Origin of the sequence: Chitinophaga varians, from assembly GCF_014529945.1 — a bacterium.
In the GTDB taxonomy this organism is placed as follows: Bacteria; Bacteroidota; Bacteroidia; order Chitinophagales; family Chitinophagaceae; genus Chitinophaga; species Chitinophaga varians.
The window spans coordinates 231,571-253,642 of sequence record NZ_JACVFB010000002.1 but is presented as its reverse complement, the minus strand read 5'-3'; the positions used below and the strand labels follow the sequence as shown (position 1 = coordinate 253,642).

The 22,072-nt window shown below is 48.6% G+C and carries 18 protein-coding genes; 7 read left to right on the top strand and 11 right to left on the bottom strand.

Annotated elements, in window-relative coordinates; all coding sequences use genetic code 11:
- The first annotated feature begins 24 nt into the window (after nt 1-24).
- The 3 genes from ICL55_RS08725 to ICL55_RS35230 all read left to right on the top strand — a co-directional run bounded on the left by ICL55_RS08725 (nt 25) and on the right by ICL55_RS35230 (nt 6,627).
- Entirely contained in the window at nt 25-3,585 is a 3,561-nt protein-coding gene (locus ICL55_RS08725) for an efflux RND transporter permease subunit (RefSeq protein WP_188096104.1), read from the top strand.
- Nucleotides 3,586-3,999: 414 nt separating this feature from the next.
- Nucleotides 4,000-5,268 carry a kynureninase gene (kynU, locus tag ICL55_RS08720; protein ID WP_188096102.1) on the top strand — a complete coding sequence of 423 codons (1,269 nt, stop codon included), beginning with the start codon at nt 4,000-4,002 and terminating at the stop codon, nt 5,266-5,268.
- Nucleotides 5,269-5,277: 9 nt separating this feature from the next.
- Nucleotides 5,278-6,627, top strand: a complete 1,350-nt coding sequence (locus ICL55_RS35230) for a 2'-5' RNA ligase family protein (protein WP_246496207.1) — start codon at nt 5,278-5,280, stop codon at nt 6,625-6,627.
- Between the two features lie 245 nt (nt 6,628-6,872).
- On the opposite strand, the gene ICL55_RS08710 is transcribed toward ICL55_RS35230, so the two are convergent.
- The 3 genes from ICL55_RS08710 to ICL55_RS08700 form a co-directional block, all read right to left on the bottom strand.
- On the bottom strand, nt 6,873-7,622 hold the full coding sequence (locus ICL55_RS08710) for a head GIN domain-containing protein (protein WP_188096100.1): 750 nt from the start codon (nt 7,620-7,622) through the stop codon (nt 6,873-6,875).
- A 147-nt stretch (nt 7,623-7,769) separates the two neighbouring features.
- Nucleotides 7,770-8,087 (bottom strand): carboxypeptidase-like regulatory domain-containing protein, encoded by a 318-nt coding sequence (locus tag ICL55_RS08705; protein WP_188096098.1) that lies wholly within the window; start codon nt 8,085-8,087, stop codon nt 7,770-7,772.
- Between the two features lie 228 nt (nt 8,088-8,315).
- Nucleotides 8,316-9,056: a Bax inhibitor-1/YccA family protein gene (locus ICL55_RS08700; RefSeq protein ID WP_188096096.1), complete on the bottom strand. Its 741-nt coding sequence runs from the start codon at nt 9,054-9,056 to the stop codon at nt 8,316-8,318.
- A gap of 299 nt (nt 9,057-9,355) precedes the next feature.
- Here ICL55_RS08700 and ICL55_RS08695 point away from each other — a divergent pair, with 299 nt between their 5' ends.
- Nucleotides 9,356-11,203, top strand: a complete 1,848-nt coding sequence (locus ICL55_RS08695) for a 2-oxoacid:acceptor oxidoreductase subunit alpha (RefSeq protein WP_188096094.1) — start codon at nt 9,356-9,358, stop codon at nt 11,201-11,203.
- 184 nt (nt 11,204-11,387) lie between these two features.
- Nucleotides 11,388-11,978 (top strand): DUF6134 family protein, encoded by a 591-nt coding sequence (locus ICL55_RS08690; RefSeq protein WP_188096092.1) that lies wholly within the window; start codon nt 11,388-11,390, stop codon nt 11,976-11,978.
- 150 nt (nt 11,979-12,128) lie between these two features.
- On the opposite strand, the gene ICL55_RS08685 is transcribed toward ICL55_RS08690, so the two are convergent.
- The 7 genes from ICL55_RS08685 to gldA form a co-directional block, all read right to left on the bottom strand.
- The gene (locus ICL55_RS08685) at nt 12,129-13,331 is read right to left on the bottom strand and encodes a nucleoside permease (RefSeq protein ID WP_188096090.1); all 1,203 of its coding nucleotides are present in this window, start codon (nt 13,329-13,331) and stop codon (nt 12,129-12,131) included.
- Nucleotides 13,332-13,446: 115 nt separating this feature from the next.
- Nucleotides 13,447-14,166, bottom strand: coding sequence for a YqjF family protein (locus ICL55_RS08680; protein WP_188096088.1), 720 nt, complete (start codon nt 14,164-14,166; stop codon nt 13,447-13,449).
- A gap of 19 nt (nt 14,167-14,185) precedes the next feature.
- Nucleotides 14,186-14,833: an endonuclease III gene (nth, locus tag ICL55_RS08675; protein WP_188096086.1), complete on the bottom strand. Its 648-nt coding sequence runs from the start codon at nt 14,831-14,833 to the stop codon at nt 14,186-14,188.
- 91 nt (nt 14,834-14,924) lie between these two features.
- The gene (locus ICL55_RS08670; RefSeq protein ID WP_188096084.1) at nt 14,925-15,137 is read right to left on the bottom strand and encodes a hypothetical protein; all 213 of its coding nucleotides are present in this window, start codon (nt 15,135-15,137) and stop codon (nt 14,925-14,927) included.
- A gap of 110 nt (nt 15,138-15,247) precedes the next feature.
- Complete coding sequence (locus ICL55_RS08665) at nt 15,248-15,559, bottom strand: FtsB family cell division protein (RefSeq protein WP_188096082.1); 312 nt, start codon at nt 15,557-15,559, stop codon at nt 15,248-15,250.
- A gap of 113 nt (nt 15,560-15,672) precedes the next feature.
- Nucleotides 15,673-16,962: a phosphopyruvate hydratase gene (eno, locus tag ICL55_RS08660; protein ID WP_188096080.1), complete on the bottom strand. Its 1,290-nt coding sequence runs from the start codon at nt 16,960-16,962 to the stop codon at nt 15,673-15,675.
- Nucleotides 16,963-16,988: 26 nt separating this feature from the next.
- Nucleotides 16,989-17,936, bottom strand: coding sequence for a gliding motility-associated ABC transporter ATP-binding subunit GldA (gene gldA, locus ICL55_RS08655; RefSeq protein WP_188096078.1), 948 nt, complete (start codon nt 17,934-17,936; stop codon nt 16,989-16,991).
- An 84-nt stretch (nt 17,937-18,020) separates the two neighbouring features.
- Between gldA and ICL55_RS08650 the strand changes: the two genes are divergently transcribed.
- Both ICL55_RS08650 and bcp read left to right on the top strand, forming a co-directional pair.
- Nucleotides 18,021-19,715 carry a peptidoglycan DD-metalloendopeptidase family protein gene (locus ICL55_RS08650; protein ID WP_188096076.1) on the top strand — a complete coding sequence of 565 codons (1,695 nt, stop codon included), beginning with the start codon at nt 18,021-18,023 and terminating at the stop codon, nt 19,713-19,715.
- A gap of 24 nt (nt 19,716-19,739) precedes the next feature.
- Nucleotides 19,740-20,213 carry a thioredoxin-dependent thiol peroxidase gene (gene bcp, locus ICL55_RS08645; RefSeq protein WP_188096074.1) on the top strand — a complete coding sequence of 158 codons (474 nt, stop codon included), beginning with the start codon at nt 19,740-19,742 and terminating at the stop codon, nt 20,211-20,213.
- A 139-nt stretch (nt 20,214-20,352) separates the two neighbouring features.
- Here the strand turns inward: bcp and ICL55_RS08640 are convergent, their stop codons facing one another.
- Nucleotides 20,353-21,903, bottom strand: coding sequence for an SUMF1/EgtB/PvdO family nonheme iron enzyme (locus ICL55_RS08640; RefSeq protein ID WP_188096072.1), 1,551 nt, complete (start codon nt 21,901-21,903; stop codon nt 20,353-20,355).
- Nucleotides 21,904-22,072: the final 169 nt, after the last annotated feature.

Below are 22,072 nucleotides of genomic sequence, written 5' to 3'. Positions count from 1 at the left end.
CCACTAACAGCCAAAAACTAGTTTATGCAAGACAATCTCCATAAAGAATTTAAACCCACCAGCTGGTCTATTGATAATAAGGTGAGCATCTATGTGGCCACCTTTATCATTGCGCTGGCGGGTATTCTTTCCTATATCAACCTGCCGAAGGAACAGTTCCCCGAAGTGGTGTTCCCACAGTTCTATATCAATACCATCTATGCCGGCACCTCCCCGGAAGATATGGAAACACTGGTGACAAAACCGATCGAGAAACAGCTCAACGGCATCTCCGGCGTGAAGAAGATCAAAAGCACCTCCATGCAGGACTTCTCCGCTATCACCATCGAGTTCAATGCCAATGAAGATATTGAAGCGGCCCGCCAACAGGTAAGGGAAAAAGTGGACGACGCTAAAAAAGACCTGCCGAAAGACCTCACACAGGAGCCGCAGATCGTAAAAATTGACGTCTCCCAGATTCCTATCATGAACGTGAACCTCTCCGGTGATTTTGACCTGCAAACACTCAAACGTTATGCAGATGATATGAAGGACAGGATCGAGGCATTGAATGAAATTACCCGTGTAGACCTGGTAGGTGAACTGGAAAGGGAGATACAGATCAATGTCGATAAATATAAAATGGATGCTGCCAAGATTGGTTTTGATGATATCATTGGCGCTATCCAGGGGGAGAATATTACCATCTCCGGCGGTCTGGTATCCATGGATGGCCAGAAACGTACGCTCAGCGTAAAAGGGGAGTATAAAGACCCGGCTAAGATCGGTAACATCATCGTACGCGGACAGTCCGGCGCTACCGTTTATCTGAAAGATATCGCCAACGTGGTGGACGGTTTCCTTGAACAGGAAAGTTACGCCCGTCTCGCCGGCAAAAACGTGATCACCCTCAACGTGATCAAACAAAGCGGTAAAAACCTGATCGATGCATCTGATAAGATACAGGCCATCAAGGCTGATATGGAAGCCAACTACTTCCCGAAAGGCCTGCATGTGACCATCACCGCCGATCAGTCCAAATCTACCCGCGTCACCCTGCATGACCTGATCAACACCATTATCATCGGTTTCATTCTGGTGACCGTTATCCTCATGTTCTTCATGGGTGCGGTGAACGCCATCTTCGTGGCGCTGTCTGTGCCCATTTCCATGTTCATCGCCTTCCTGCTGATGCCGATGTATGGGTTCACCCTCAATATGATGGTGCTGTTCTCCTTCCTGCTGGCATTGGGTATTGTGGTGGATGACGCTATTGTGGTGATTGAAAATGTGCACCGTATTTTTAATGAACGAAAAGACCTGGGTATAGTAAGAGCCGCCAAGATAGCGGCGGGAGAAGTGTTCCTGCCGGTGTTGTCAGGAACCCTGACGGTACTGGCGCCATTCGTACCGCTGTTATTCTGGCCAGGCGTTATCGGTAAGTTCATGTTCTACCTGCCGGTGACACTGATCACCACATTGGGCGCATCGCTGGTGGTAGCTTATATCATTAACCCGGTATTTGCGGTCGACTTTATGGACCGCCACGAAGGAGAGGAGCATGCCAAACCGAAATTCAACCGTAAGTTCCAGATACTCACTGCCGTATTTGCCGTGATAGCCATCATCGGTTACGCTAACGGTAGCGTAGGGGTGGGCAACTTTGTGATCTTCGCCTACCTGATGATTGCGCTGGAGCGCTTCTGGCTGGGCGGCGTGGCGCGGCATTTCCAGCACACTTTCTGGCCTAAAGTACAGGAGCGCTACAAACATATTCTGAAATGGTGCCTCGTAGGCTGGCGTCCGGTGTGGATTCTGGTCGCTACTTTCGCACTGCTGATCTTCAGCATTGTCCTGACCGGCATCCGAAATCCCAAGGTGGTGTTCTTCCCGCAGGCAGATCCTAACTTCATCTACACATATATCGAGCTGCCGAACGGCACCGATCAGAAATATACCGACTCCATTACTCACATTGTGGAAGACCGCATCACGAAAGTGGTGGGTGCTAACAATCCTATTGTGGAGTCTATTATTTCCAACGTGGCCAAAGGCGCCGGCGACCCGTCGCAGATGGACATGAGCACCCAGCCGCAGAAAGGCAAGGTGACGGTGGCTTTCGTGGAATTTGGCGCACGTGACGGGCAGTCTACTGTACAGTACCTTGATAAAATCCGTAATGCCGTAAAAGGTATTCCGGGCACTAATATCACCGTAGAACAGGAGCAGGGCGGCCCTCCAACCGGTAAGCCCATTAACATCGAAATTACCGGTGATAACTTTGATGAGCTGACCAGTTCTTCGTTTAGACTTAAACGTTATCTCGATTCCCTGCATGTGGATGGTGTGGAAGAGCTGAAAAGTGACTTTGAGGCCAACAAACCTGAGATCGTAGTGAATATTGACCGGGAAAGAGCCAATAACGAAGGTATTTCCACCCGCCAGATCGGTGGCGCGCTGCGTACCGCTTTGTTTGGATTTGAAGCGTCCAAGATCAGGGATGCCAAAGACGAATACAAGATCATGGTGCGGTTACAGGAAAATCAGCGTAATAACATCAATAACCTGATGAACCTCAACCTGGTATACCGGGATATGAAAATGGGAGGTGTAATACGCCAGGTGCCGCTGTCGGCCGTAGCGGATATTCATTACTCCAATACTTACGCCGGTATCAAGCGTATTGACCAAAAACGGGTGATCACCTTGTATTCCAACGTGTTGACCGGCTTCAATGCCAATGAAGTGGTGCAGCATATCCAGACGGCGCTGAATGATTTTAGTCATCCTAACGCTGTGACAATCAAGATGACCGGTGAGCAGGAAGACCAGCAGGAAACTATGAACTTCCTGATGATGGCCATGTTGGGCGCATTCGGGCTGATTCTGATGATCATGGTAACCCAGTTCAACTCCATTGGCCGGCCGTTGATCATCTTTATGGAGATCCTGTTCAGTATCATCGGGGTGTTCCTGGGCTTCTCCATCTTCAAAATGGACATCTCCATTGTGATGACAGGGGTAGGTATTATGGCCCTGGCAGGTATCGTGGTGCGTAATGGTATTGTGTTGGTGGAATTTACCGACCTGCTGGTGATGCAGAACATGCCGGTGTATGAAGCGGTGGTGGAAGCGGGCAAAACCCGTATGACGCCGGTATTGCTGACGGCTATTGCCGCTATTCTGGGGCTGATTCCGCTGGCAGTGGGCTTTAATATCGACTTTGCCACCCTGTTCAGTGAATTTAAGCCGCATATTTTCTTCGGAGGCGACAACGTGGCTTTCTGGGGCCCGCTGGCCTGGACGATGGTGTACGGGTTGATCTTTGCGACCTTCCTGACCCTTATCCTGGTACCGGTGATGTATGCCATGAACAAGCGTTCCATCGATGTGCTGGACCGTTATAAGATGCCCAGGACGCTGAAGTATGTGCCTTTCCTGGTGCTGATATTAAAATTATTTATGAAGAAAGAAGAGGTGAAGAAGTTGCATGATCCTAAGTATCTGTCAGCCAAGCCTTACAATTTCTTCCCTGCCCCTGAAAAGGAGCAGCAGGAAGAAATTCTCCGGAAAAACGCCAAAGTGGAAGGCGTTTCCGTGAACTAAAGACATGATAATTACATCTTTTAGTAATACAGTGTAACAGTTGTAGGTTAACAGTCTCCGTCCTGATTCTTCAGGACGGATTTTTTTTTGTATATTGTGGACGAAACCATATTTTTATTGTTGTTAACAAATTTTAACAAACCGGATGGTGGGCAATTGGATAGCTATTGTTACATTTGACCCTAAGAGCGTTCACGTTACTAGCTATATACAGCCTTAGTCTTATATGCCATATGATTATCGGACGTTAAATTTTTGACAGAAAACAGTCTGTTTTAAACAGTTATACAGGATTGCCTGTTTTATCTAGATTAGAATAATAGATTTTAGCGAAGGAAAGACACCGGTATCAATAGGAAGATACCCTCAGCCATTAAAATTAAAATAGGAAGACTGGCTAAAGATTGGAAGACCATGGAGTACGTAGCAACCTTAGCATTTGCTAAAGAGCAGGACCGGCAGGATCCATTAAATAAATTCAGGGAGCAGTTTTATTTTCCCCAACGAAAAGGAAAGGACGCAATTTATTTATGTGGCAATTCACTCGGATTACAGCCTAAAAATGTAAAATCAGCGATAGAACAGGAATTGGCAGATTGGCAGCAGTGTGCGGTTGAAGGATATTGGGCGGCCAAGAATCCCTGGCTCTATTATCAGCAGTATTGCAGCAAGCCGCTCACAGCAATCATGGGGGCGAGCCAGCAGGAGCTAACGGTGATGAATACACTCACGGTTAACCTCCATCTGATGATGTTGAGTTTTTATCGGCCAACCAAACAGCGGTTTAAAGTGTTAATGGAGGCAGGAGCCTTTCCAAGCGATCAATATGCAGTGGAGACACAGGTCAGATTTCATGGTTTTGATCCGGAAACAGCCATTGTCGAGGTTTCGCCCAGAGCCGGCGAACATTTAATAAGATTAGAAGATATTTTAGATATTATTAACAAGGAAAGTGATAGCTTAGCATTAGTTTTATTCGGAGGGATTAATTACTACACCGGACAATATTTTGATATACCCGCTATTACGGCTGCTGCTCATCAGGCAGGTGCTTATGCCGGTTTCGATCTGGCGCATGTAGCAGGAAATATTCCGGTGTCTTTGCACAATTGGGACGTAGATTTTGCCGTTTGGTGTTCATATAAATACCTGAACGGAGGTCCCGGCGCGGTAGGAGGCGCCTTTGTGCATGAGAAATATGCCGGCAACCGCGGATTTCTCCGCCTGGGTGGCTGGTGGGGCAACGAAGAGAGTGCACGTTTTAAAATGGAAAAAGGGTTTGTGCCTAAGAAAGAAGCCGAAGGATGGCAACAAAGTACCGCACAGGTTTTCAACATGGTAAGCCTGAAAGCATCCCTCGAACTATTTGAAGCAGCCGGTATCGGCGCTTTAAGAGAAAAAAGCCAGGGACTGACCAATTATCTGGCGTTTTTGCTGCAGCAGTTGAAAGGCATTAATTTTGAAATTATTACACCTAAAAATTGTAATGAACGTGGCGCACAACTATCTTTGCTGTTCCTGGAAAAAGGAAAAGAGATACATCAGCAAATGACGGATGCCGGTATAATCGTTGACTGGAGAGAACCCGGAGTCATCAGGGTTTCACCGGCGCCGATGTATAACTCTTATCAGGATGTGTTTCATTTTTATGAAATCATAGCTAATATTGCTTCAAACGCTTAATTAAGTAAGATGAATTTTGAGAGAAACGAACGCCCCCGCAGGCCCTACTCTTCTGATACCAACAAAGAGAATGATCCCAACAAGGAGAGAGGTGACTACAGACCCAACTTAAACAATGAGCGGGAGGGTGGAAAACCCGACTACAATGGTGGCGACAACACAGAACGTCGTCCACGCACTGACTACAATCGCGAGGGTGGGTATCGCCCCCGTACAGACTACAACCGCGATGGCGGTGGTTACAATCGTGAAGGTGGCGGCGGCTACGACCGTGGCGGCGGTGGATATGACCGCGGCGGTGACAGTGGCGGCTACAATCGTGGCGGCGGTTACGACCGTGGCGGCGGTGGTGGTTACGATCGCGGCGGCGGCGGCGGATATGACCGTGGCAGCGGCGGTGGTTACGATCGCGGCGGCGGCGGTGGATATGACCGTGGCGGCGGCGGCGGTTACGATCGCGGCGGCGGTGGTGGTGGCTATAACCGCGGTGGCGGTGGTGGTTACGACCGCGGCGGTGGCGGCGGTGGTTACGATCGCGGCGGCGGTGGTGGTGGCTATAACCGCGGTGGCGGTGGTGGTTACGATCGCGGCGGTGGCGGCGGTGGTTACGACCGTGGCGGCGGTGGTGGTGGCTATAACCGCGGTGGCGGTGGTGGTTACGATCGCGGCGGCGGTGGCGGAGGCTACAACCGCGGTGGCGGCGGTGGCGGCTACAATCGCGGCGGTGGCGGCGGAGGCTTCAACCGCGGTGGCGGTGGCAGACCTCGTCCCGGTGGCCAGAACAGACGCTTCGAACCCAAACCAGACAATAAGATATACTTTATCGCACTGCTGCCAACTGCAGAAGTAGGTAAAGAAATCATCAAAATAAAACAGGAATTTGCTGAACAATACGGACCAATGTACGCATTGAAAGTATTGCCGCATATCACCCTGCAGGTACCTTTCACAGCCGATCCGGCACTGGAAAAAGCCTTCTGCGATGAACTGACGGAATTCGCTAAAACACAGGCTCCTTTCGAAGTGTCCCTGAAAAACTTCGGTACCTTCCCGAACAAACAAAACCGCGTCCTGTTTATCAACGTGGAAAAAAGTGAAACCATGGCTACCATGCATCGCCAGCTGATCAACTTCCTGCGTAAGGAATTCGGATTCAGCACCATGCTGGCACGTACCGGATTCACTCCTCACGTGACCGTGGCCTTCAAAGACCTCGACGATGAACAGTTCAACAAAGCCTGGCCTGAATATGAAAACAAGGAATATGAGGCTACTTTCAAAGTAAACAACCTCTACTTCCTGCGTCATAACGGCAAATCCTGGGAAGTACTGCAGAAATGCAAACTGGGCGGCGCATAATCATTTAGATATTTATTCATTTAGATATTTAGCCATTTGGGGACCTCCCCAAATGGCTTTTTCTTTTCAAAAAAGACGTCCCATAGCCAGACTTCCACTGCATCCGAAATATTTAAATATCAAAATGTCTAAATAACAAAATATCAAAATCCTTACATGGAAAAGGGCCCCCGCTACAGCTGCAGAGACCCTTCCTTTTGTATATACTGTGAACTACCACAGTATAACAGTGCAGGCTATACGAATCAGATCTTCTTTACTTTACCTGACCCTTTAATATCTGTTTGTACTTTCTGCGGATTACCAGCATAGGTAACATCGCCACTGCCGTAAATGCCTACGGACAGCGCATCCCGCACCCGTACGGAGTGATCGCCCGAAGCCCTGATCATAATATCGGCCCGTTGCGTATCGAGGTCAAGGGCCTTGATCTGCCCACTGCCGTTAATGTCGCTATTGAGGGAAATTGCAGTGCCTTTAATATCGAGGCTACCTGAACCGTTGATGCGGGCATGCAGCTCCTGCACGGCCAGCGCCAATGCCGCATTACCGCTGCCATTGATCTGATACGTGAAAATGGCACTCCGTAAGGTGTCCTTATTATCCAGGAAGCCGGACCCGGCAAAATTGATACGCTGATAGCTACGGCTGTGCACATATACCTGTATGGGCATATGACGCCATAGCCTGACACGGTTCCGTAACCGGATAAACAGCGTATTATTATTGGTGTTGGTCTCAATAGCAGCAATGACGTTGTCTTCCGCTTTGATCTCTACAGCAGCCGTACTGTCCTGGATGAGATGCACTTCAAACGGACCGGAAATTTCCACTTCTGAAAAAGGAGAGGTATTGCGGGTTTCCGCAACGATATGGCCTGAACCGGCTATCTGGTCCCTGGCACAACTGCTCAGGATAAGAGTAAAGATCGCCAGCATCAGCAATAACCAGCTCACACTGAGACTGGTGTAAGTTATGATAGCTTGTTTCTTCATAAAATCATTTTTTAAGGGGCCTTATGCAAAAATGACGGCTGAAGAAACACTTACCCCTATGAGGTACCTAAAAAAAATAAGCCGGCCGTACAGACGTACGGAACCGGCTTTTGATTAACCCCTATGAAAACCAACTATTGCTCTTGATTAATTTGTTAGTTTAATTTCTCCCAAATCAGTTGCCTTTCCATCTTCCACTTTAACAGCTGTAACAGTTGCAGGCTTAAAAGGTCCTTTTGCGCCCACAATCACAGTGTAGGTTCCTGATTTGGCATTTTGAAAGCTAAAAGCACCATCATTTACAGGTGATTTTAACGTATCTGTTCCAGTGATAGCCAGTGCTTCAGTAGCAGCATCCGCAGGTGTTACTTTACCAGTGATGGTACCTCCATCAATTCCCTTGAAAGCAAAGCTTCCAAACGCCACTGCAGCCAATGCCAACATAGTTACTTTCAATTTTTTCATAGCACACGATTTAACAGTTTAGACAATAAAGATGATATGGTTAAAGTAAAGGGGTCAGCATATTTGCTATCGCTTTTTTGATGTAAAGAACTTGATGGTAGTTTTGCAAACACGGTGCCATAAAACCGCGGGCCGAATCGCTTTAACAAATCTTTTGGAAGACATTAACAAAACAAAAAAGTCTTCCGGTACACCGGAAGACTTTCGCTATAAAAGAATAACGATCGTTTACCTTCTGTTGAATTTGCTCAGCAGGCGCAGGATTTCGAGGTATAACCATACCAGCGTTACCAGCAGGCCGAAAGAAGCGTACCACTCGAAATATTTAGGCGCACCCATGGCCGCACCCTGTTCAATCATATCAAAGTCAAGGATCAGGTTCAGTGCAGCAATAGCCACCACGATCAGCGAGAACACAATACCGAAAGTACCACTGCTATGGATCAACGGCATCTCGATATGGAATAAACGCAGTACCATCGCAATCAGGTAAAAGATACCGATGCCTACAGTAGCGGTGATAACAATAGATTTGAAACGCTCAGTAGCACGGATAACACCCGTACGGTACAGGATCAGCATGGCGATGAAAACACCGAAGGTGAGGCCCACGGCCTGTAATACGATGCCTTGCCACTGTGCGTTAAACATGGCAGAGATGCCACCGAGGAAAAGACCCTCTGCCAGCGCATAGGCAGGAGCCAGGTAACCGGCCCACTCTTTCTTAAAGATAATAACCAGTGCCAGTATAAAACCTCCAATAGCGCCGCCGATTACTAACGGAAACACATTGGAGCTACCTTTTACAAATTGACCGTAGGAAAAAACTGCTGCTGCCATCAGCATGATCAGCAGGAAAGACATCTTGTTAACAGTACCACGGATGGTCATGGTAGCGCCATCAGCATGAGCAGCCTTGTTGAAAATACTTTCTTTGAGTACAGGGTTGTTCGATTGAAACAATGCCATAAAATATAGTTTAAAATTATTAACGGAATAAAAATACGATTTGATTTGACATTCAGCGCCCGTTACCACTGAATTTGTATTAAAATTAGCATTTATTGATCAATAACCTCTAGTTATCACCCATAACAAGAAGTAATGTGAATGGCCTTTTCTGGCGGTAATAGTCTACCGGATTTGTGTACTTTTGTAGGTAGATAAACATGATTTTGCGCAGGTTTGGCCAATAACATGCGCCGATTGCCTAAATTTACACCTTTATACAGATTACCTTATACTAAGATACCTTAAAAGAATAATAGATGTCTAATACTTCGATTCAACAACTGGATGATGTAGTGATAAAATTTGCGGGCGACAGTGGCGACGGGATGCAGTTGACAGGTAGCCAGTTTTCCAATAATACCGCGTTGATCGGGAATGACCTGAGCACGTTCCCGGACTTTCCGGCCGAAATACGTGCCCCGCAGGGTACTTTGCCGGGTGTGAGCGGTTTCCAGCTTCATTTTTCTTCCAACAGGATATTTACCCCGGGCGACGCCTGCGACGTACTGGTGGCCATGAACGCCGCCGCGCTGAAAGCGAACCTGAAAGGCCTCAAAAAAGGAGGCATCATCATCGCCAATACCGACGGCTTCGACGCCAAAAACCTCCGCCTCGCCAATTACCCGGAAGGCATCAATCCGCTGGAAGACGGCTCTCTGGCCAACTACCAGCTTCATACTATGGACGTCACCAAAATGACCCGTGAGGCCCTGAAAGACACCACACTGGGCATGAAAGAGAAAGACCGCGCCAAAAACATGTTTGTGCTGGGCTTCCTCTATTGGCTGTACGACCGTAATATGGACAATACCGAGGCTTTCCTCAAAGAGAAATTCGGCAAAAAACCGGAAATCCTGGAGAGCAACCTGAAAGTACTGCAGGCCGGTTATAACTTCGCCGATACGGTAGAAGCCTTTACCACCCGCTACCGCGTAGAGAAAGCACGCATGGAGCCGGGGACCTACCGGAGCATTACCGGTAACACCGCACTGGCCTACGGCCTGGTGGCAGCTTCTCAAAAAGCCAATCTGCCGATGTTCCTGGGTACCTATCCCATTACGCCGGCTTCTGATATCCTGCATGAACTGAGCCGCTTCAAAAACTTCGGTATCCGCACCTTCCAGGCGGAAGACGAAATTGCCGGTATCACTGCTGCTATCGGCGCCTCCTACGGCGGCCACATGGGCGTAACCACCACTTCCGGTCCGGGCATGGCCCTGAAAGGCGAAGCCATGGGCCTGGCGGTAATGCTCGAAATTCCGCTGCTGATCATTGATATCCAGCGCGGAGGGCCTTCTACCGGTCTGCCTACCAAAACAGAACAATCCGACCTGTTACAGGCTTATTATGGCCGTAACGGCGAATGCCCGATGCCGATCATCTCCGCCTCCACACCGGCAGACTGCTTCGATGCTATCTTTGAAGCTTTCAAGATCTCCGTGCAGCACATGACACCGGTGATCTTCCTGAGCGACGGCTATATCGCCAATGGCGCCGAGCCATGGCGTTTCCCGAAAAGCGCAGACCTCCCCGCTATCGAGGTGAAATTCAAAAAACAACTCGAAGAAGGCGAGGAGCATTTCCTGCCTTACCACCGCGACGAGAACCTGGTGCGTCCCTGGGCAGTACCCGGTACGCCCGGTCTGGAACACCGCATCGGCGGCCTCGAAAAACAAAACATCACGGGCAACGTTAGCTACGATCCTGAAAACCACCAGCTTATGGTGAAAATCCGTCAGGAGAAAGTAGATAAGATCGCCGATCATATTCCCCCACAGAAAATTGAAGTGGGCCCGGAAAAAGGAAAAGTACTGGTACTCGGCTGGGGCTCTACCTTCGGCGCCATTAAAAGCGCTGTGCTGGACCTGCTGGCGGAAGGCCATCAGGTGGCCCACGCCCATATCCGCCACATGCGCCCGTTCCCTAAAAATCTGGGTGAAATCCTCCACAGCTACGATAAAGTACTGATACCGGAAATCAACAATGGTCAACTGATCAAAATCATCCGCGATCAATACCTGATCGATGCGCAGGGATACCATAAAATCATGGGCGTACCCATCACCAAAGGGGAACTGATTACCCGCATTAAGGAAATGTTATAAGAAAATACACGTTAATACGTTAAATAGGCCAGGGGCGCAGCGGAAATTACCTCCACTGCGCCCCTGCTGTATGAACAGGGCAGGATGGAATCAAACTTCAGGGATTTTTTGTATTTTCAATAAGGGGACTATTACAGCTACCTCCCCGCTGATGTTATTTTTTTTTGGTTTAAGTCTCCTATTTATGAAATGCCTTTTTCGTGTATTGTTATGCGTTGTAACGGTAGCTGTATTCTACCACCCGGTACATGCCCAGACGACCACTTTTGAAGTCCGGATCGCCAACCATGCAGTGGGCACTATCGAAGCACAACGTAAAGTAAGTGGATCTGCCAAGAGTATCACGATAAAAACCCGTATCCAGACACTATTGGCCAGAATCAACAGCGACATCCTTAATGAGTACGATAATAACGTGCTCACGCTTGCTAAATCCACCCGCGTGGCCGGCAAAAAAGGAGAAGACAAGGAAACAACGACACGCCGTAACGGAAACGACTATACGGTGATGCTCAACGGCGCCCGTTCGGTTATCGACAATACGGAGATAGCCCATTGTGTGGCTGATCTTTATTTTGCAGAACCTAAACAGGTGTCCCGTATCTTTTCGGAAGCATTGGGGAAATTCCTGCCCCTGCATCCACTGGGAAGTGGCCAGTACGAACTGGTGCTACCGGAAGGCAAGAAAAACATCTATAAGTATTCCAACGGTGTATTGACAGAGGTAGAGGTTAACCATACTTTCGGCAAAGCGCTGTTCATTAAAACCATTTAATCATTTGATTATTTTGATATTTGGTTATTTTAATATTGGGTTTATCGGTGGGAATCCAATAGAGACGGTTCTTCGCTGCATTTAAATCTCAAAATCAGGAAATTCCAACATTCGTAAATCCAATATCAAAATAACCAAATAACCAAATGATCAATTCTTTTCTGTTTTGTCCTGGAAGAGCAACATGAACAATACCAGTACAGCGGCAGCAATACCGGCAGGAATCAGCCAGACACCTTGCCAGTTGTGACCGCCGGCGGTTTTGTAAGACTCTACGATAGGACCGGAGATCAGGAAGCCGATCAGCATGCCCACACCATAAGTGGCCAGCGTCACGAAACCCTGTGCAGAGCTTTTGAATTCTTCTCCAGCCAGTTTATCGGTGTAGATCTGACCGGTCACGAAGAAGAAGTCATAACAGATACCGTGCAATACGATACCGACAATCAGCATCCAGTAATTGGAGTCCACATTACCATAGGCGAACAGTACATAACGCAGTACCCATGCCAGCATACCCAGTGCGAGCATCTTTTTAACACCCAGACGGACGAAGAACAGCGGCATTACCAGCATGAAGAAAAACTCAGACATCTGCCCGAGGGATTGTTTGCCCGCAGCAGCCGTCATACCGATTTCATTCAGGAACGGATTGGTGAAGTTGTAGTAAAACGCCAGCGGAATGCAGATAGCGATGGAGGCGATGAAAAACAGCAGGTAGGAGCGGTTTTTCAGCATCCGGATGGCATCCAGGCCGAGGATCTCTTTTACGGAGATCTGCGTACCTTTTTTCAACGGCGGTGTTTTAGGCAGCGTAAAGCTGAAAAGGCCCAGCAACAATGATGCACCGGCCGCCATTTTAAAGGTGAGGCCGAGGGTGTTGTTTTTCTCCCAGTTGAGCCAGCCGATCAGCAGCCCGGCTATAATCCAGCCAATGGTGCCGAATACACGAATGGTGGAGAAGTCTTTGCTGGGATCGCTCATCTGCCGGAAGGAAATAGAGTTTACCAGTGCCAGTGTAGGCATGTACAGAATCATGTACACCAGCAGTACAGGATAGAAACTGTCAAAGCTGGTCATACCGGAGCAGGTCCATAACAGCGCTGCGCCGATCAGGTGAATGGCACCCAGGATTACCTGAGCGGAAATAAAACGGTCCGCAATAATACCCACAATAAAAGGCGCAATCACCGCCCCGATCGATTGGGTGAGGAACGCAACGCTGACCTGATTGGCGTTGGTGTCCTGCAGATTTTTTAATACGAACGTACCTAATGTCACAAACCATGCGCCCCAGATAAAAAATTCGAGGAACATCATGAAGGACAATTGTACTCTTACGGCTGATTTCATAACGTTTTTTTAGCTTTATTTAATTGCATCTGAATGAACTGCTTAAGATAGCAAATTATTATAAATCGCTTCGAAATTTATGATGGAAGCAGAAAACGAACAGGGTTCCTGCAGTTCAGGACCGCAGCTTACGCCCATGCATAACAGCAATAGGGGAACCCTTGGCCAGCAGGGCGGATAACGGTGCCTGTTCCAGTATAGGTCCAAAGGCAGGGCCATATAATCGCGTCGCGTGACACCGGTAGTCATAATCGATCACCGGATGGACGTCCCACTTCGGGTGACTGACTTCATATTCGCCGGTGGTCTGGTGGTCCAGTCGGGTATAGCCCCAATAATGTTCGGTGATAAACGCTGCTTCGCTGCCTTCTTCCAGTGGCTGAGGAGTAGCAGCGGCGGTAGCTTTCAGGAAGTTGGTCTGGCCAGCCACCTCCCATTCGTACCGGACGTGCAGGGTATCAGCATCCGGCTGGTCCCATTGGTGGCGCATCCGGTGGGTAGCATAATTTTCTTTATAGAGGGTGTTGGCCACCAGTGTGATCAGTGGTTTGGGCACCAGTTCACGGATGAATACCACGCCGCGTTTCCACTGGCCCTGATCTTTATAGCGTACGTAAAAGCGGAGGTTTACTTCTTCAAAGGTGCGATGGCCGGGAAAGCCGATGCCTTTCACTTTGGTGTCCTGGAACAGAAACCCGACCAGGCTTACATAGTGGATATTATTCCAGGTATCCGGTTCGGTATGGGCCGGAAGGTATGGCCGGAGGGTGTTGGCATCTGCGGCAAAGTTGAGCATAAGCAGATTTCTCCAGCTGGCAGTCAGGAATGGGCGCATACAAACGATTTAGTAATGGTTATTGTGCCTTGGTGATTTGTTGATAGTACTTACAAGCCGGGCGCAGGCCACATTCACCGCACTTGGGATTACGGGCCACACAGATATAGCGACCATGCAGGATCAGCCAGTGGTGGGCCACATGTACTTTTTCTTTCGGAATATATTTGAGTAGCTGCAGTTCTGTTTGCAGGGGTGTTTTGGCATTGGTGGTAAGGCCAATACGGGCCGACACCCTGAATACGTGCGTGTCTACAGCCATATTAGGTTGGTGGTGTACTACAGAAGTGATCACATTCGCTGTTTTGCGCCCTACGCCGGGGAGTTTTATCAGTTCCGGGACCGTAGACGGGATGTCACCGTGGAAGTCATCTATGACCATCTGAGCCATCCCGATAAGGTGTTTGGTTTTGTTGTTAGGATAACTGATGCTTCGGATCAGGGGAAACAGTTCATCAAAAGTGGCCGTGCTTAGCGCTTCCACATCCGGATAACGTTCAAATATGGCGGGAGTGGTCATATTCACCCGTTTGTCGGTGCACTGGGCGGAGAGGATAACGGCTACCAGCAGCTGGTAAGGATTATCGTACATCAGTTCCGTTTCGGCATTAGGTGCATGTTGTTCGAAATAGCTGATAACGAATGCAAAACGCTCTTTTTTGGTCATGCCGTAAAAATAGGAAAAATGAATTGATAACCGCACGTGGAAGTTGCAGTACAATCGACAGGTGATGTAAGGTCACTACGTGTTTGCCGGGTTATGGTTTTTCCGGTTTACTGGCAGCGTAGTCAAAGATCAACCGGAGTGTGGCGGCCCTGGGGGAATAACGAACAGTGTCGAGGACGGCTTTGGTGTCCTCGAAGCAAGCCTGCTCTTCCCGGGTCAATGATACTTCCTGTTGTGAACGTTTGAGATCGCTATCAGTAACAAGACACAAGGTGGAGAGGGTAGATAGTGTAAAATTACTCATGCAATATAGATTTGTTAAGAGAATCGTATCCTACTTTATAACGACAGAAAGGTGCAATGTATTGTTAATTTAAGATAAATTTTTATGATTCGCGGGGAGACGGGAACCAATTACTGTTGGGGGGCTGGGCTGATAATGAACAGGTCTTCATTATCTTTCTTCATATAGTATTTTTCGCGGGCGAATTTCTCCAGTTTTTCGGGGCTGGACAGCAGCTCCTGTTGTTCTTCCCGGGTTTGTTTGATCTCTTTGATAAAAAACTCTTTCTGGTTCTCCAGCTTATTGACTTCAGACTGGAACTGGTATTGGTACATCAGGTTGGTCTTGTCCAGAAAGGCGATCCATATCACGAAAGCGAGGGCGGTGATAAAGAACTTGTTCTTTATGTAGCGCGGCAGTTTTATGGATGTGAGAAAAGACATAATGCAATTTAGGCATTTTTTTATTTAGTCATTTGGTTATTTAAAACGCGCAGATCTAAGCGAGTTCCGTAAAATACCCAAATGACTAAATAAAAAAATACCTAAATGAAGTGTTATTTTTTCACGCTGATGGCGTTAGTAGGATAGATCGCTACTTCACCCAGTTCTTCCTCAATACGGAGCAGCTGGTTGTATTTGGCCATACGGTCGGTGCGGGAAGCGGAACCGGTTTTGATCTGGCCGCAGTTCAGTGCTACTGCGAGGTCAGCGATGGTAGTATCTTCCGTTTCGCCGGAACGGTGGCTCATGATGGAAGTGTAACCGGCTTTGTGCGCCATGTTCACTGCATCGATGGTTTCGGTTACAGTACCGATCTGGTTTACTTTGATCAGGATGCTGTTGCCGATGTTTTTGTCGATACCTTCTTTCAGGCGTTTTACGTTGGTTACGAACAGGTCGTCACCTACCAGCTGTACGCGGCTGCCTACAGACTCGGTCAGTTTTTTCCAGCCATCCCAGTCGTCTTCTGCCATTCCGTCTTCGATAGAAACGATGGGGTATTTGCTGCACCATTCGGTCCAGTAAGCCACCATTTCATCGCTGGAGATTTCTTTCTGAGAGCTCTTATAGAACTTGTATTTTTTGGTTTCTTCGTTGTACATCTCGCTGCTGGCGGCATCCAGGGCAATAGCGATCTGCTCGCCGGGAGTGTAACCTGCTGCTTTGATAGCTTCCAGTACGGTTTCGATGGCTTCTTCGTTGCTCTGGATTTCAGGAGCGAAACCGCCTTCGTCACCTACGTTGGTGCTGTAGCCTTTGCCTTTCAGTACAGATTTCAGTTTGTGGAACACTTCCACGCCCCAGCGGAGACCTTCGGAGAAAGTGGAGGCACCGATCGGAACGATCATAAACTCCTGAAAATCAATTTTATTATCGGCGTGCGCACCACCATTGATGATGTTCATCAGGGGAATAGGCAGGGTGAAAGCGTTTACACCACCCAGGTAGCGGTACAGGGGTTGGTTACATTCTTCTGCTGCTGCTTTAGCTACGGCCATGCTCACCGCCAGGGTGGCGTTAGCGCCCAGTTTGGCTTTATTGGGGGTTCCGTCCAGGGAAATCAGCAATTTGTCAATACCTGCCTGGTCTGTTACTTCCCAGCCAACCAGTTCTTCCGCGATGATCTCATTTACGTTTTTAATAGCTTGCAGTACGCCTTTTCCGCCATAAACGCTTTTATCGTTGTCACGCAGTTCTACGGCTTCATGCTTACCGGTAGATGCGCCGGATGGAACGGCAGCGCGGCCAAAGTGACCGTCTTCGGTGGTTACGTCTACCTCAATTGTAGGATTACCGCGGCTATCGAGGATCTGCCTGGCATGGATTGCTGAAATGGTACTCATAATTCAAAAGTTATAATTGTTAGCTATTAGCGGTTAGCAGCGGGCGTTTCACCTGTCGGCTCCACGCGCTTTGTAATTTCCCGGAAAATAGATTCCAGGCTTTGTGAATTGCTCTGCAAAGAAAGGATGTTCCGGTTATTAATCAAAGCAAATTGTAACAGGTTTTTTCGGACAGTGTCTACCTCGTTGGTATACAATTGCCAGGTATTACTTTCCTGGGCTGTTACCCGGGAAACGCCGGGTATCTGAAGCAACTCGCCGGTTGTGGCGGCCTCCCCGAAGGTCACCTGGATATAGCCACCGGTAGCATTTTGCTGCTGGAGATTGGCCAGCTGGTCATCTGCCACTATCTTTCCTTTGTTGATGATGATCACCCGCCCGCAGAGCGCTTCTACTTCCTGCATAATATGTGTAGACAGGATCACGGTCTTGTCGGTCCCCAAATTTTTGATCAGCTGCCGGATATCGGCCAGCTGGTTGGGGTCCAGCCCGGTGGTGGGTTCATCCAGAATCAGCACTTCAGGATCGTGTAGCAGCGCCTGCGCCAGCCCCACCCGCTGTTTGTAGCCGTTGGACAAAGCGCCGATCTTCTTGCGGCTCTCCGGTAATAAACCGGTCATGTCTATCACTTTACGGATACGCTCTGTGCCTGCTTTGCCCAGCTGATGCACGCCGGCAACGAATTCCAGAAACTCCTTCACATACATGTCGTAGTACAACGGATTAGATTCCGGAAGGTATCCTACTCGTTTGCGTACTTCGAGCGACTGGCTTACGACATCATACCCGCACACACTGGCCTGGCCGCTGGTAGGAGGCAGAAAACCGGTGATCATTTTCATGGTGGTGGACTTCCCCGCCCCGTTAGGGCCAAGGAAACCGGTTATTTCCCCTTTCTTCAGTTCAAAGGAAATAGCGTCCACTGCCCGTTGTTCGCCATAGACCTTACTCAGTTGTGATACCAGGATAGACATGTAGGATATACTTGTTTTGCGGCATCTAATGTACGGAAGAAATTACGTCTGTCAATTCCTATTTTTTTTCTACCATTGCATATTATGAAGAGAGTCATTGGCTTATTTTGCTTACTACCGCATTTATTACAGGCACAATCCGTTCCCGAAAAGAATTACCCAAAAGGCTATTTCAGGAATCCGCTGGAAGTCCCCATAGAACTGGCTGGTAACTTCGGTGAATTACGACCCAATCACTTCCATTCCGGCATGGACATTAAAACGCAGCAGCGTGAGAACCTGGCCGTGCATGCCGCGGCAGATGGCTATGTAAGCCGGATCGGGGTATCACATACCGGCTTTGGTAATGTGCTGTATATTACCCACCCCAACGGATACACGACTGTATACGCCCACCTCAACGCCTTTTTCCCGGCTTTGCAGGCGTATGTTAAAAAGCAACAATACACCAATGAAAGCTGGGCCAGCGACCTGTCTATCCCGGCTAATATGTTCCCGGTGAAGAAAGGGGATTTTGTTGCCTGGAGCGGCAATACCGGCGGTTCTGCCGGCCCGCACCTGCACTTTGAAATCAGGAACTCACAAACGGAAAAACCGCTTAATCCGCTGCTGTTCGGCTTTAACATCGCAGATACCCGACCGCCGGATGTTTATCGTATAGCCATTTACGATAGAGACCAGAGTGTCTATGAACAACAACCGATGATTCTGCCGGTGAAAAAAGTGGGCGACCACTACACCACCGCTCAACCCGTGGTGAAAGTACGGGCGCATAAAGCGGGGCTGGGCATCAATGCTATTGACCGCATGAACACGGCGCCCAATACCTACGGCATCTATGAGGTGTTTATGTACAACAACGATGTGCCGGATATCGACTTCCAGCTGGATAACATCGGTTACGAGGAAACGCGCTATCTGAACGCACACATTGACTATAAGGTGAAAAAGAACAATGGGCCTTATCTTCAGCTGTTGTTCTCCGTACCGGGCAATGAACTGGACATCTACCATGATCTGAAAGGAGATGGTACCATCAATCTGTCAGACGGGCAGGTACATGAAGTGAAGCTGTTGGTGAAAGATGCCTATGGTAATACCTCTACCGTGAAACTCAATCTGCAGCAGAGCGGAGAGGAAACGCCGGAGAAAACCTGCGCCAATCCGATGTATCCTGACTCCCGCAATATTTTCGAAAACAACCAGGTGGAATTCTACCTCGATGAACGGGCGCTGTACGACCAGATCTGCTTCAATTATCAGGAAATTCCCGCTACTTCAGCTAAATACTATTCCAATATCTACCGGCTGCATACGCCAGTGGTACCGGTACACGATTTCTTCGATGTGCGGCTGAAACCAACGAAGCCGGTTCCGGAATACCTCCAACCCAAAATAGTGATGGTGCGGGAAGGAATGGGCAGCACCAGCACTTCGGCCACCACCAAAGAAGACGGTTGGTATAAAGGTACCTTCCGTGACTTCGGTAATTTCCATCTGGAGATAGACACCGAAGCGCCGAAAGTAACACCGGTAGGGGTAAAGCCGGGAGCTAACCTCGCCAGGGCCACGAAACTGTCTTTTGTGATGAGCGATGCCAGCGGCATCAAAGACTTCCGCGGTGAACTGGACGGTAAATGGCTGCTGTTTTCCCGCAAAGGCAACGTGCTCACTTATACGTTCGATGAGCATTGTCAGCCGGGCAACCACACACTCGTGATGAAGGTGACAGACGTTGCCGGCAATGAAGGCAGCTATCACCTGTCGTTCAAACGCTAATGATTCAACATAAAAAAACGCGATATGGTAAACTTAAAAGAAGGCGATAAAGCGCCGGTATTCAAAGGCAAAGATCAGCACGGAAAAACCGTATCACTGACGGATCTTAAAGGTAAACGCGTAGTGCTTTACTTTTATCCGAAAGATATGACGCCCGGCTGCACGGCTCAGGCCTGTAACCTGCGGGATAACTACAGCGCACTGATCAAAAAAGGATATGAAGTGATTGGCGTCAGCACCGATAGTGAACAAAGCCATCAGAAATTCATCGAAAAATATGAACTGCCCTTTACCCTGTTGGCTGATGAAGATCATAAGATCGTGAACCAGTACGGTGTTTGGGGAGAAAAACAGATGATGGGCCGGAAATATGACGGTATCCACAGAACGACTTTCCTCATCAATGATAAGGGCGTGATCGATCACATCATCAAAAAGCCGGACACGAAGAACCATACGGAAGAAATTCTGGAGCTCTGGTCACGCAAAGAGGCATAAGTGAGCCAAGAGCGCAAAGACATAGTACATAAGAAACAAAAGAAAAGCAAAGGGGCGGAGATCACATCGATCTCCGCCCCTTTGCTATCTTATTTAAAAAAACTTGGTGTCTTTGCTCACTTATGCTTCTTTGCGTGAACTACCGTTTCTGTCTTTGTTTTTTGAACAGGTTACCTGTTTTGAACTTGTTACCCTCAGGGCTGCCCACACGGTCCATTGCGCAACGGAAACCTACCGTGTTGGTGGCCATGTTTTCCTGCATGTAACGGCGTGTACCGGGAGAGAGCCAGTAAGCACGGTCGTTCCAGCTACCACCTTTCACCACGTGTGATTTGTCGTTGATCAGGGTCGTTACACCGTAACCATATTCCACCTGAGAGAGGGAGTCACCATCGAGGTAATTGATAACGTCACCTTTCTGATAGTTGAGACGGTTGGCACTTTCTTCGTCGGTTACGTCACGCATTTTCAGGTGACCCAGGCTGTCTTTTTCGAACTCTTTGTTTTCGTTCTGATAAACAGTCTGGAATTTGTTACCACGGAAGTAGTTGAAGTCTTCACCATCAATCGGGTTGAGTGGTCTGTACACGTCCAGTACCCATTCAGACACGTTGCCGGACATATTGTAGATGCCGAAAGTGTTAGGATAGAAGGAGCGGGTAGGGCCAGGGATGGAGGCGCGGTCGTTCAAACCACCGGCCACACCCATGTTATCACCGGAACCACGCTTGAAGTTGGCCAGGAACTGGCCCTGCATGGTACCGCGGCGGATATCACGCAGACCGCTGGTGTTGGTGCCCCAGGAGTACACCTGTTTGTTCATGATCAGCTCTTCCCCGTGTTTGCCTTCTTTTTTGGAAGGACCAGGGTTCTGGCCGATGTAACCCAGTGCAGCGTATTCCCATTCTGCTTCTGTAGGCAGGCGGTAGTTCGGCAGCATGATACCATCTTCAAACTGGGCGGTACGTGGCGTACCGTCTGCATTTTTGAACTGGTCTTTGGTAGACTTGGACATTTTGCCCGGAGTACCTTCATACAGGCCGGCGCTGTAGGCTTTGGTATCAAATGTATTGTCGTCTGACTGGTTGGTGACATCTGCTTTGGAAAGCAGGCCTTTGTCCATCAGCAGTTTTTCGTTGACACGGTTGGAACGCCATTTACAATAGTCGGTCGCCTGTTTCCAGGTAACACCCACCACCGGATAGTCGTTATAGGCCGGGTGACGGAAGTAGTATTCCACCAGGGGCTCGTTATAGGCCAGTTCACTACGCCATACCAGGGTGTCCGGCAATGCGTTACGGTATACGTCGGGGAAAGACTCTCCATAAACACGGGCGAGCCAGAACAGGTATTCGCGATAGTGTACGTTGGCTACTTCGGATTCATCGATGTAGAAAGAGGATACTGTAATACGACGTGGAATGTTGTTCCAGTCGCCCATTACATCCTGCTCAGTGGCACCCATGGCAAAAGTACCGCCCTGTACAAACACCAGACCTGGTCCGGTTTGCTGGTTTTTATTCTTGGCTACACTGAAACCACCCATTTTCTGGTCATTATAGTTCCAGCCGGTAGCAGAGGAAACTTCTTTCTTTTTGCCGAAAAGTCCTCCACCGTCCTTGTGACAGGCAGTCATGGATAGCATTACGCCGGTACCTACGAGCAATGATAAAGAGGTTAATCTACGCATGCGATACAGCTTTAGTCGATTATATTTACAGTAAACGCAAATGTAATCTTTTTTATTTTATGGCGAAAAAAATTAATTTGTAATTTGCCCTTGCCCGACCAATCCCCGGTAACAACCAAGAACAGGACAGCAGCGAAAATTAAGAGATATATTTCAAATTTTTATCCTA